The 11,788-nt window shown below is 59.5% G+C and carries 8 protein-coding genes; 1 reads left to right on the top strand and 7 read right to left on the bottom strand.

Annotated elements, in window-relative coordinates:
• Positions 1–17: 17 nt before the first annotated feature.
• A complete protein-coding gene (locus LDZ28_RS29615) occupies positions 18–1,403 on the bottom strand; it encodes a sigma-54 dependent transcriptional regulator (protein WP_244831313.1) in 1,386 nt (461 codons plus the stop codon).
• A 409-nt stretch (positions 1,404–1,812) separates the two neighbouring features.
• On the opposite strand from LDZ28_RS29615, the gene LDZ28_RS29620 reads away from it, so the two are divergent.
• Entirely contained in the window at positions 1,813–2,733 is a 921-nt protein-coding gene (locus tag LDZ28_RS29620) for a two-component system response regulator (RefSeq protein ID WP_244831314.1), read from the top strand.
• A gap of 10 nt (positions 2,734–2,743) precedes the next feature.
• On the opposite strand, the gene LDZ28_RS29625 is transcribed toward LDZ28_RS29620, so the two are convergent.
• The 6 genes from LDZ28_RS29625 to LDZ28_RS29650 all read right to left on the bottom strand — a co-directional run bounded on the left by LDZ28_RS29625 (position 2,744) and on the right by LDZ28_RS29650 (position 11,713).
• Positions 2,744–3,685 (bottom strand): diguanylate cyclase domain-containing protein, encoded by a 942-nt coding sequence (locus LDZ28_RS29625; protein ID WP_244831315.1) that lies wholly within the window; start codon positions 3,683–3,685, stop codon positions 2,744–2,746.
• A gap of 1 nt (position 3,686) precedes the next feature.
• Positions 3,687–7,637, bottom strand: a complete 3,951-nt coding sequence (locus tag LDZ28_RS29630) for a hybrid sensor histidine kinase/response regulator (RefSeq protein ID WP_244831316.1) — start codon at positions 7,635–7,637, stop codon at positions 3,687–3,689.
• A gap of 279 nt (positions 7,638–7,916) precedes the next feature.
• Positions 7,917–8,564, bottom strand: a complete 648-nt coding sequence (locus tag LDZ28_RS29635) for a VC0807 family protein (RefSeq protein WP_244831317.1) — start codon at positions 8,562–8,564, stop codon at positions 7,917–7,919.
• Positions 8,565–8,635: 71 nt separating this feature from the next.
• Positions 8,636–9,304, bottom strand: coding sequence for an RraA family protein (locus tag LDZ28_RS29640; RefSeq protein ID WP_244831318.1), 669 nt, complete (start codon positions 9,302–9,304; stop codon positions 8,636–8,638).
• Positions 9,301–10,341: an amidohydrolase family protein gene (locus tag LDZ28_RS29645; RefSeq protein ID WP_244831319.1), complete on the bottom strand. Its 1,041-nt coding sequence runs from the start codon at positions 10,339–10,341 to the stop codon at positions 9,301–9,303. The genes LDZ28_RS29640 and LDZ28_RS29645 overlap by 4 nt, the downstream gene beginning before the upstream one ends.
• Before the next feature lie 19 nt (positions 10,342–10,360).
• Entirely contained in the window at positions 10,361–11,713 is a 1,353-nt protein-coding gene (locus LDZ28_RS29650; RefSeq protein WP_244831320.1) for an MFS transporter, read from the bottom strand.
• Positions 11,714–11,788: the final 75 nt, after the last annotated feature.

An 11,788-nucleotide genomic window follows, 5' to 3' on the forward strand; every position in this document is an offset into this window, starting at 1 on the left:
TCTTCGCCTCGTGCGTCTTAAGCGCTCGATGCCTCAAGCGCGCGATCTGCTTTAGCGCGCAGACCATAAGCCGTCAACATACGATAAAGCGTGACTCGCGAAATGCCCAACTCATCGGCCGCTTCACCCAAGCGGCCGCGATGACGCAAGAGTGCGACTTCAATGGCTTGCCGCTCTGCGGCTTCGCGTGCTTGCGCAAGCGTCGTCGGCGCAGCTTCGGCGTATTCGCCGAGTTCGAGATCGCTAGCGAGAATCTGACGTCCTTCCGCCATGACAATGGCGCGACGCACGCGATTGATCAATTCACGCACATTGCCCGGCCAGCCGTAATTGTGAAGCGCCGCGATGGCGCACGGCGAGAAGCCACGCAAGCGTCGGCTCGCATCTTTTCTATAGCGATCGAGCATATGATTGGCGAGCAGTTCGATATCCTTGCCGCGTACGCGCAAAGGGGGCTCGTCGATCTGCAAGACGCACAAACGGTGGTACAAGTCCGCGCGAAAACGGCCTTCGATCATCGCGGTTTGCATATCGACGTGCGTGGCCGAAATGATGCGCACATCCACGTCCGTAGAGGTCTGGCCGCCAAGACGTTCAATTTTGCGTTCTTGAAGAAAGCGCAAGAGACTCGCTTGACTCTCGAGCGGCAGATCGCCGATTTCATCGAGAAAGAGCGTACCGCCATCCGCGGCCTCCACACGGCCGATCTTGCGTTGATTTGCGCCCGTAAATGCGCCGCGCTCGTAGCCGAACAATTCGGATTGAAGCAGATGAGGTGGTATGGCGCCGCAGTTGATTGCGACGAATGGTTGATCGCGACGTACCGAGCGTTCATGAATTGCAACCGCCGTTAATTCCTTGCCGGTGCCTGATTCGCCGGAAATGAACACCGGTGCGTCCGTCATGGCGACTTTACGGATTGATCGATAAAGCGCCTGCATGGCGTCACATGAACCGACCATGCTGCCTTCCTTGCCATCGTCCTTACGCGATTCGTTGCCGGTCGCGCTGCTTGCCGTATCGTGCAAGGCGACCATGCCATATGCATGACCGACTGCATCGACTATGCGATCCGCCGATGAAGGCACGGTCACGTAATCGAAGCAGAAGTCGCGGATAAGCCGACAGATCTCGGGATTCTCGACATGCTCGGCGTCGACGGTTGCAACCCAGCCAATCTGGCAGAGTGCAAGCAATTCGGCGACAACGGCCGTATCTTTTGCGAGCCCGCGTTTAGTCAGGTCGACAATGCCGGCGGCAGCGCGCTTGCCATGACGGGCGGCTTTAGGTGGCTTGGCGGGATCGATTTGCTCAATCGTCCAGCCGCGAGCATGCAAGCGCTCGGAAAGTTCTTCCGATACGGTGCGCCCGGCATAATAAAGCGTCCTGTTTTCCCCGTGCATGGCTTTTCTCATATTATTTGTATATGCCGCTAGTATGCGCTTTATTCCTAAGAGCTTAAACGCCCCGCAAACGATAACGCGTTTTTGAATGTTTGCATTGATCTGTACAAATCGATTAAAAACGAAAGAGAAAAATTTGCGGATGCGGTTTGCGATCTGTGTCTGTACGCTTGCGCACTGCTGATCGGCCCTGTCGGAGCAAGGGCAAACGTTGAAAACGCGCCGTACATTTTACTTGCTGGTTTCAGGAACCGCATCGGGTGAACGAATTTTTAGCGCTGGTTTGAGCCTTAGCGGAAATATCGGATAATTTGTATTCTCAAATGAACTCGTCTGCCAAACACCAGAATTTTTGAAGGCAAGGCGTAACGTCGTGGAGTGTGCCCGCCCGATGAATACCAGTCAGAAAATGGATCAGCTCAGCACCCTTGCATCCTCTCGCCAGCCGCGTTTGCTGTTCGTCGAGGACGATCCGGCCATGATTCGCATCGTGGGCGAAATGCTTGCGGAATTTCCTGATCAGCGCTTTGCCATGACAGGCGAAGCGGCCTTGACGCTCGCTCGCCAATCGATCCCCGACCTGATTTTGCTCGACGCCAATCTGCCAAACATGACGGGCTTCGACGTTTGCGAGGTTCTTAAGCGCGACCCTAAGCTTGCACACGTGCCCGTCATCTTCGTGACGAGTCATGACGCGCCCGCGTTAGAGGTCGATGCTTTTCGCATGGGCGCGGCCGACTACGTTATCAAGCCGCTGGTTGCTGCACGCCTGCAGGCACGTGTGCGTGCTCAACTGCGCTTGCGCCGCCGAGTCACGGAAGCACGGACGCAAACTGTGAGCGCAGACACAACGCCGCAGGTTCAACGCAAGGCAGCGAACATCTATGTCGTGGGCATTCTTGCGGACGATACAGCCGACGCGCATCGCGACGCGCTCGAAGCGATCGGCGCGCTGGATATCGTGGCCGATTGCGAATCCGCGCTGGTTCTTGCAAGCCGCCATGCGCCCGCCGCGATCGTGCTCGATTCACGTTGCTGCGAAAATGGTATCGACGAAACTTTGAGCCAATTGGAAGCCTCATATCCGCATGTGCCGATAGTCGTACTCGTCGAAGCATGCGATGTCGCAATCGAGCAGCGCACGCTGGATAGCGGTGCGGCGGATGTCATCGCCAAGCCGGCAAAGCCCGCAGTATTGCAGGCTCGCGTGCTCAACGCATTGACGGCGGCGCGCAAAGTCGAAGAGGAAATCAATGCACTTCGTGAATCGCCGGGCGGCGCGAGCGTGCATTCGTTTCCAGCGGCTTCGCGCGAAGGCCGTGATGCGTGATCGCTGCGATTTATTCTAAAGGTGCAAGAGCGAAGCGCGCACGTCCGGCGCGCTTCGCTTCGTAAAGAGCGTCGTCTGCGGCCTTGATGAGCACAGCGGAGGTCAGCAGTTCGCGCGATGGCAAAACCGCGGCCACACCCGCCGACAAAGTCACATGCTCATCGACGTCCGAAAGGCGATTCGCAATGGCCAACGCACGCACGGCGTCCAGCATCTTCTGCGCGACCAGTTTGGCACCATCGACATTCGTATTGGGCAAGAGGCACGCGAACTCTTCGCCGCCATAGCGCGCAAGCTTGTCATAGGGCCTGCGCAGACTCTTCCCCAAAGTCTTGGCAATCGTCTTTAAACAAGCATCGCCGGCCTGATGGCCGTAGTGATCGTTGAAGCGCTTGAAGTAATCCACATCCAACAGGATCAACGAAAGCGGAGAATTCTCACGTGCGCAATGCCGCCAGTCCGCAAGCAAGTCTTCATCGAACTTGCGTCGATTAGCGACACCGGTAAGACCGTCCAGCAGGGCGCTTGCGCGCAAGCGGTCGCCTTGCAGCTTGAGCGTCAGATGCGTGCGCACGCGTGCTCGCGTGATGACAGGATTGATCGGCTTAGTGATGAAATCAACGGCGCCGAGTTCGAGCGCTTTGACTTCGTCGTCTTCGTGATCCTGCGAGGTGATAAAGATAATGGGTGTGTCGCGCGTCAACGGATCGGACTTGAGGCGGCGGCATACTTCGTGTCCGTCGAGATCGTCCATCACGACATCGAGCAGAATCAAATCGGGCAGTTCGTTTTGCGCGACTTGAATAGCTTGCGCGCCGCTCGTCGCCATGAAGACGTCGCACGTGTCGCGAAAGAGTTCATACAGCACGCGAATATTGACGGGCTGATCGTCCGCGATTACAAGCTTGGGACGACGGTGCACATGCATGAGCCATTGCTCAAGCTCTTCCATATCAGTTTTGCTCCAGCATGTCGCGCGCAAGTCTTGATGCGCGCTCAAAGTCGAGAGCGCGTACACGCGCAAGCAATTGTTCGAAGGCAACGCGCTGGTCATCCGGCGCTTGCGGCCACAAACTCTCGGACATTGCAATCGCTTGAAGATTCGATGAATCGAGCAACGCAACAATGTCGTTGAGGCGCGCGCGCCAGTCTTCGTCGGCAAGAGGCTGTATTTGCGGCTTCTCTTGCGTACTTGCATGCCTTTGCGGGAATGCCTGCGTGAGGCGCTCGACGCTCGTTGCAAGCAACTGCTGCATGCGCGCGAGTTGTGCGTCGATGGAGGCGAGCGCGCGCGCCGTATCGTCCGAGGCTTTGAGATCGTTTTCGAGCCGCGCAGCGAGCTTCGCCAATGCCGATGCGCCAACAGTGCCCGCGCTACCCTTAAGCGTATGCAGTACCGAAGCCACGCCCTGAACATCGCGCGCGGCAAGCCGTGCAACAAGCCGCGTCAAATGCTTGGCGGTCTGTGGTCCAAAGCCATCAATCGCGTTACGAATCAGATCATGATTGCCGCCGAATCGCGCGAGCAGCGACGCGGATGGCTCGACGATGTCATCGTCTTCCGCATGACTCGATGCCGCGTCTTCCACGACGGCTCGTGCACTGAGCACTGCCACCAGCCGCTCGACATCGATCGGCTTGCCGACGTGATCGTTCATGCCCGCAGCGAGACAGGTGTCGCGATCCGCATTCGATGCATTCGCCGTCATCGCGATAATCGGCAACGCGCCGAAGCGGCCATCCGCACGTATCAGTCGAGTGGCTTCGAGTCCATCGAGGTCGGGCATCTGCACGTCCATCAGAACGGCGTCGAAGCGCGCGTTGCCGTGGAGCACGGCATTCACGCCTTCACGTCCGCTTTCCGCAAGCGTCACGGTGGCGCCTTCCGCGCGCAACAAACCTTCCGCGACTTGCCGGTTGAGCGCATTGTCTTCGACTACGAGCAGTTCGAGTCCGGCGAGACGCCGCGTGCGCGGCGCGCTTACCGGGACAGGCAGTGCCTCTTTGTCGTTTGCATTCGATCTTGCCACGTGAATCGCGGCGACGAGTTGCTTGGGCGTGACCGGCTTGGTCAAAAAGCCGGCGAAGGGCGGCGCGCCGCCTTCTTGCGTTTCCCTCAGCACTTCGCGTCCGAAAGCGGTGACGAGCAACACGAGCGGCGGCGCGGCGCGGCCTTTCATCGTGTGGATCAGGCGTGCGGCATTCAAACCGTCGAGCCCTGGCATGCGCCAGTCCATCAGGGCGATGTCGTAAGGCTGGTTGTCGCGTGCCGCATCGCCGATGCGTTCCACGGCTTCGATGCCGCTCTCGACCACATCGGCGTGCCATCCCAGCGAGCGCACCGTGCGCAACAGGATTTCGCCCGCGATGGGGTTGTCGTCGGCGATCAGGAGGCGCACCGGATGATCGAAGTCGATGTCATCCGTTTGTATTTTGTGTACCGCCGATTGAATGCCGAATTCAATATCGAACCAGAAGCGGCTGCCCACGCCCACTTCGCTCTCTACCTGCAGTTCGCCGCCCATCATCGCGACGAGCCGTTTGCAGATCACGAGTCCTAGCCCGGAGCCGCCGAAACGGCGTGTAGTCGATGCTTCCGCTTGCGTGAAGCCTTCGAAAATGCGTTCGAGCTGAAGCGCGCTGATGCCGATGCCGCTATCGCTAACCGCCACGCGCACGCGCACCGACGCGTCTTTGACCGCTTCGATGCCGTGCACGCTCACGACGATCTGCCCGGCCGTCGTGAACTTGAGCGCGTTGCCCGCAAGGTTGATGAGCACTTGCTGCAGGCGAAAGCCGTCGCCCAAGAGCGTGTCGGGCAATTCCGGGTCGAGGTCGAACAGTACTTCCACGTCCTTCGTGCCTTGATTACCGGAGAGTACGACGCCGAGTTCTTCCATCAGCTTTTCAGGCTCGAACGGATGACTGTCGAGTTGCAGCTTGCCTGCTTCGATCTTCGAATAATCGAGAATGTCGTTGAGCAGGTTGAGGAGCGACTTGGCCGCGGTTTCGGCTTTGCTCACGTAGTCTTGCTGACGACGATTGAGCGAAGTCAGTTGCACCAGATGCAGCATGCCGAGGACCGCATTCATCGGCGTACGGATCTCGTGGCTCATGTTGGCGAGGAAGGTGGATTTGGCCGCGCTCGCTGCATCGGCCTGTTCCTTCGCGTGACGCAGGTGGTATTCGAGTTCGTATTGATCGGTGACGTCGTAATTTACGCCGGTCATCGAGACGGCGCGGCCGCTCGCATCGCGTTGAATGCGCAGTCCGCTTTGAATGCGCCGGATCGCGCCATTCGCCAGAACGATGCGAAAAGGTGGCATGACGACAGGCGCTCCGTCGATGGCCGCCTGCAAACTTTGCAGCGTCGCGTCACGATCGTCCGGGTGGATGCGCTGCTGCCAGTGCTCGATATTCAATCCGTGGTCGAGTAGTTCGGGCGGATAGCCGTAAATCTCGAACATGCGCGGCGTCCAGTGCAGCCGCCCGGTAACTATGTCCCATGACCAGATACCGAGTTCGGCGATATCGGCCGCGAGCAACAGCTGGTCGCGCGCATCGGCGAGTTCACCGCGTTCCTTCTTTTGCCGCGAGATGTCCGTAATGACGCATACAAAATGCAAAGCGCCATCTAGTTGCATCGCGCCCGTGGAGACATGAGCGGGGAACGACGTGCCGTCCTTGCGAAGTCCGGCGAGTTCGCCATTCGCCGTGGGCACGCCGGTGCCCGTAGTGAATTGCGTTATGTATTCGTTATACGTTTCGAGCCAGGCCGGCGGCACGAGCAGGCGGATGTTCTGTCCGATCAGTTCGCTCGCGGCATAGCCGAAGACCTTCTCTCCCGCCGTGTTGAACGAGCGAATCGCGCCGCGTTCGTCGACGGTGATGATCGGGTTGATCGCCGTATCGAGTACGGTTCGGGTAGTGGCAAGACTGCGCGCGAGCTCCTGCTCGATCTTGATGCGGCTCGTAATCTGCCGCACGATCTTGAAGCCGAACAGCGCGAGCGCAAGTGCCAGCAATGCGGTGACCGCCGCATGCCAAAGCGTGTCGCGCCACCACGGTGCGATGATCTCGTCACGCGAGAGCGCCGCCGCCACGAAAAGCGGGTAATCCTCGAGCTCGCGATAACTGTTCAGACGCGTGACGCCATCCTGCGACGAACTGGTTATGAAGCTTCCTGAGCGGCTATCGGCGCGATGCATGCGAAAGAGCGTCGTGTCGACCATGCTCTTACCGACGAAACGGTCCTCGAACGGTCGGCGCACGATCATCGCGCCGTCATTCGAAACCAGCGCCGCCGCGCCGCCCTGGCCGAGGTCGAGACTGTCGTAGAAGCGCGAGAAGAAGGCCACGTCGATGGTGGCGAGCGCCACGCCGGCGAAGCTGCCGTCGGGCGCATCGATGCGCCGCGATATCGGCACGATCCACTTGCCGGACGAGCGGCTCTTCACCGGCAAGCCGATATGCGGCCCGCGCCCGGTGTGCGTGCGATGGTATTCAAAATACTCGCGGTCGGCATTGTTGAAACGTTGGCTGAGCGCCGGGCGCGAGTTGACGAGCCACGCGCCGTTTTTGTCGTAGATGAAAAGACCGTTGAGTTGAGGCAACTGTTCGACCCGCGTCACGAGCGAGCGATGCAGCCGTTCGAGCGCGGCCGGTTCGGTGCCTTCCTGCTCGACACGTTCGACCATGCCGATGAGCGTGGTATCGGCTTCCTTGAAGGTGTCGTTTGCATGCTGCGCCATGGCGCGCGCGAGGTTGGCCGTGGCCGTGGTCATTTCTTCGAGCTGCACGCGCCGCGCGGCGATGCTGCGCCACACGTCGGTGCCGATCAGCAGGACACAGACGGCCACGATGAAGGCCGTCATTCTGAAAGTGAGGGATTGGCGACTGGACACGCCGGAATCTCCGTTTAAGCGAGTGCCAATGGCGCAGGCCGGGGTTCTGTTCTGAACGCTGCCGTATCTTATCGTGCCATTTCGGAGGAGACCGTCGAGGGGCGGGCCTGGCGTGTACGGGGTCTTGCGCGGTTATCCGACATGTTTACGGCAGCCACAGGAAAAATCTTGATGGCGGTATGTCCGGGCATCGGTAAAAGGAGGAATCGTGTTTTGCATGCAACATGCATGGTGCCGGCATGCAGCATGCGGCATGCAAAATTCCAGGCGCGAGCACGTTCAGCCAAGCAAGCTATCCCGCGACGGATCGCCTCCACGCTGCCGATTGACGAGTCGTCCCCGAAACCAGAACGTCCATGCGAGCAGACTGCCATAGATTGCGTAGCTGATGAAAGGCGAGACGACGAGGTAGCGTTCGACGGGCCAGTTCCACGCTAACCAGAACCGCAACGCCGTTTCGATGGACAGTCCAACGCCCCAGACGAGCGTCATGAGTCGCAATGAGCCGCGCAGCGCTGCGCTGTCGCGCCAGTAACCCTCGAAACGCTCGGCACCGCCTTTCTGTTGGCGTGCGACGGTTGCGCGCGCGAGATAGAAGATCAGTGGACGCTCGAACAGCATCGACACGAGAAATACGACGCCCGTCGCGCCCGACGCAAGCGATTCGCGCACGAGCAGGATACGCGGACTGCCGCCGAGCGCGAGCAAAACGATAGAGAGAGCAATGCCGAACAGCACCAGCACGGAGACCGCATCGACGCGCCGTGAGCGCGTGAACTCGAATAGGCTCCATGCAAGTGGTGGCGCGGCGGACGCATAGAGCGCGCCGACGTTGCCCCAATGCGGCAGGGCAAGGCGATATGCAACCCACGGCAGCAGCAGGTTGGCGACGAGTTCCAGTGCCAGTGCGGGTTTGATCTTTTTCATGGACTCATGACGTGACGCCTTCGCGATGAGGCGGCCTTGAGCCCGAGTATAGAAGATCGCGACCGGCTGTTTCAGCCCTTCATCGACCGTTCGAGTTGCGCGGCAATCCAGCTTCGGTCGAACGTGCCTTCAGCGATGGATCGCAAAGCCTGTGCTTCTTTCTGCTCGGTCTGACGCGCGCGCTCGATCACATCGGCTGCATCGGCTTGTGCGAAGGCGAGCACGCCGTCTTCATCGCCGACGATGATATCGCCCGGATACACGACCATGCCGCCCACCGTCACCGGCACGTTGATCTCACCGGGTCCGTTCTTATAAGGCCCACGATGCGTCACGCCGCGTGCATACACTGGAAAATCGCGCGAACGCAATGAAGCGACATCGCGGATCGCGCCGTCGATGACGAGGCCCACAATGCCGATGCTCTCTGCATAGCTCGACATGATGTCGCCCATCAACGCTTGCGTGAGTTCTCCGCCGCCGTCGATCACGAGGACGTCGCCGGGGCGGCAAAAGTCGAACGCGCGATGAATCATCAGATTGTCGCCGGGCCGCGTGCGCACCGTGACAGCCGTGCCCGCCAGCGTGTTTGGCCGATGATAAGGCGTGAGCCCTATCGTGCCCGAACTGCGAGCCATGCTGTCGGAGAGAAGCGATACCGCAAGCGACTTCAATGCCGCGAGCACTTCGGGACTTGCCTGCGCGGCAGATTCATTCTGCCGCCATCCGGGGGCGTTCATTGCGAGACTCCTTGCCGTGAGCTTTGACGTGCGATTTGTGAATCGAGACGCGCATAGACAGTGCGCGCGTTGTGCTCGAAGATACGCTGCCGGTCTTCATCCGCGAGCCATGCAATGCCGTCGATATAGCGGCGCGTATCGTCGTAGTGATGACCCGTTTCTGGATCGATACCCTGCACCGCGCCGATCGTCTCCGAAGCGAAAAGGATGTTCTTCGCCGGAATGACCTTGGCAAGCAACTCGGCGCCAGGCTGGTGATAAACGCAGGTATCGAAGAACACGTTGTTGAGCAAATGCTCATCGAGACGCGGCTGCTTCATGTCTTGCGCCAGCCCGCGATAACGTCCCCAGTGATACGGCACCGCGCCGCCGCCGTGCGGAATGATGAACTTCAGCGTCGGAAAGTCCTTGAAGAGATTACCCGCCAGCAACTGCATGAACACCGAGGTATCGCCGTTGATGTAGTGCGCGCCCGTCGCATGAAAGTTGGGATTGCACGATGACGACACGTGGATCATCGCAGGCACGTCGAGTTCGACGAGCGCTTCGTAGAGCGGATACCAGTGGCGGTCGGTCATCGGCAAACCGGACCAGTGGCCGCCCGAAGGATCGGGATTGAGATTGCAGCCGATGAAGCCCATCTCTTCGACACAGCGTCGCAGCTCGGCAATGCAATTTGCAGGATCGACGCCCGGTGCCTGAGGCAACTGACATACGCCGATGAATTGCCGCGGGAACAGCGACACCACGCGATGAATGAGGTCGTTGCATTCCTTCGACCATGCTTCGTTGGCGCTTGCATCGCCGAGATGGTGGCCCATGCCGGCCGCACGCGGCGAGAAAATCGTGAGGTCTATACCGCGTCCGCCCTGCACGCGTAATTGCCCGTTTTGGATGGTTTCGCGTATCTGGTCGTCGCTGATCGATGGACGAGGCGGCACGGGCACGCCGTCCTTCAGCGCGGCGATCTGCTTCGTACGCCAGGTTTCGTGTTCTGGCGGTGACGTGGTGTAGTGACCGTGACAATCGATGATCATGGAATGAGTCTCGCGATGTTTAAAGCGTTTGTTGGGCGCGGCGAGGCGTGGTACTGGCTTCGTCTTCTGGCGGACGTACACGCATCACGAGCGCGATGATCGTCGCGACCACGAGAAACGCGGCGATGGTGACGAGCGCGAACTTGAAGCTGCCCGTTGCGTTGCGCACGAGCCCGATGCTCCACGGTCCCACGAGACCGCCAAACTGCGCGATGGTATTGATGAGCGCAATGGTCGCCGCGCCTGCCGCACCCGTGCGAAACGAGGCAGCAAGACTCCAGAACAACGGATTGCCCGCATAGATGAAGAGGCCAGTCACGCACAGAAGCGCATAAGCAATGATCGGCGAGGGCGCGTAAGCGCTTCCTGCAATAGCGACGGCGCTCATGCCATAGACGAAGGCCAGATGCTTCTTGCGGTCGCCCGTGCGGTCAGAACTGCGGCTGATGAGAAAGGTGCCGAGCACGCCGAAGAGCGGAGGTGCAGCAGAAAGAAAGCCCACTTCGATATTCGACAGATGGCCGAGGCTCTTCACGATTTGCGGCAGCCAAAGAAAGAGTCCATAGATGCCAACGAGCGCGCAGCCGAAGAGACATGCAAGGCTCCACACGCGAATATCGGCGGCTACACGCCACATCGAAACATGACCGCTGCCACCAAGCGCCGCGCGTTCCGTTTCGAGCGTGCCTTCGAGCCAGTGCTTTTCTTCAGCGGTGAGCCAGTCGGCATCGGCGGGACGTTCCTGCATCACGCGCAACGTGATGATGCCGAGAAGAATGGCGGGCACGCCTTCGCAAATGAACATCCACTGCCAGCCTTGCAGACCGAGAATGTCGTTGCCGTAGGTCATGAGCGTCGTTGAGATCGGTCCACCCAGCACCGCTGAAAACGAGCCTGCGATGATATAGCCGCCCACTGCACGCGCCCGATAACGTTCGGGGAACCACTTGGTCAAATACACGGCGACGCCCGGCAAAAAACCTGCTTCCATCACGCCGAGCAGAAAGCGTACGGTGTAGAAGGTCGTATCGTTGAAGACGAACGCAGTGGCCGCCGCGACCGCGCCCCATGTGATCAGAATACGTGCAAGCCAGCGTCGCGCGCCGACCTTATGCAGGAGCAAGTTGCTTGGCACTTCGAGCAGCATGTAGCCGACGAAGAACACGCTGCCCGCAAAGCCGAAAACCGCTGGACTGAAGTTCAGCGCGCGATTCATATCGAGCGCTGCAAAGCCGATGTTGATGCGGTCGAGATAGTTGAAGAACATCATCGCGAAGAGCAACGGCATCAGGCGGCGATACACCTTGGCCATGGTCGCTTTCGCTATAGGGGAATCGCTCGTGGCTATTGCTGCGTTCGTTGGCTGAATCATGTCGTCTCCATGCCGCGCTTGCTCGATGCAGGCGTCTTTGCAATCCGCGCTCCTGTTTGCAGAGCGCAAGGGACA

It is taken from the genome of Caballeronia sp. TF1N1 (genome assembly GCF_022878925.1).
GTDB lineage: Bacteria > Pseudomonadota > Gammaproteobacteria > Burkholderiales > Burkholderiaceae > Caballeronia.

What these genes read in the sequence shown, in the direction of transcription:
- LDZ28_RS29620 (WP_244831314.1), top strand. Translation starts at nt 1,813, where the DNA reads ATGGATCAGCTCAGCACCCTTGCATCCTCTCGCCAGCCGCGTTTGCTG.
- LDZ28_RS29635 (WP_244831317.1), bottom strand. Translation starts at nt 8,564, where the DNA reads ATGAAAAAGATCAAACCCGCACTGGCACTGGAACTCGTCGCCAACCTG.
- LDZ28_RS29650 (WP_244831320.1), bottom strand. Translation starts at nt 11,713, where the DNA reads ATGATTCAGCCAACGAACGCAGCAATAGCCACGAGCGATTCCCCTATA.
- LDZ28_RS29640 (WP_244831318.1), bottom strand. Translation starts at nt 9,304, where the DNA reads ATGAACGCCCCCGGATGGCGGCAGAATGAATCTGCCGCGCAGGCAAGT.
- LDZ28_RS29645 (WP_244831319.1), bottom strand. Translation starts at nt 10,341, where the DNA reads ATGATCATCGATTGTCACGGTCACTACACCACGTCACCGCCAGAACAC.
- LDZ28_RS29615 (WP_244831313.1), bottom strand. Translation starts at nt 1,403, where the DNA reads ATGCACGGGGAAAACAGGACGCTTTATTATGCCGGGCGCACCGTATCG.
- LDZ28_RS29625 (WP_244831315.1), bottom strand. Translation starts at nt 3,685, where the DNA reads ATGGAAGAGCTTGAGCAATGGCTCATGCATGTGCACCGTCGTCCCAAG.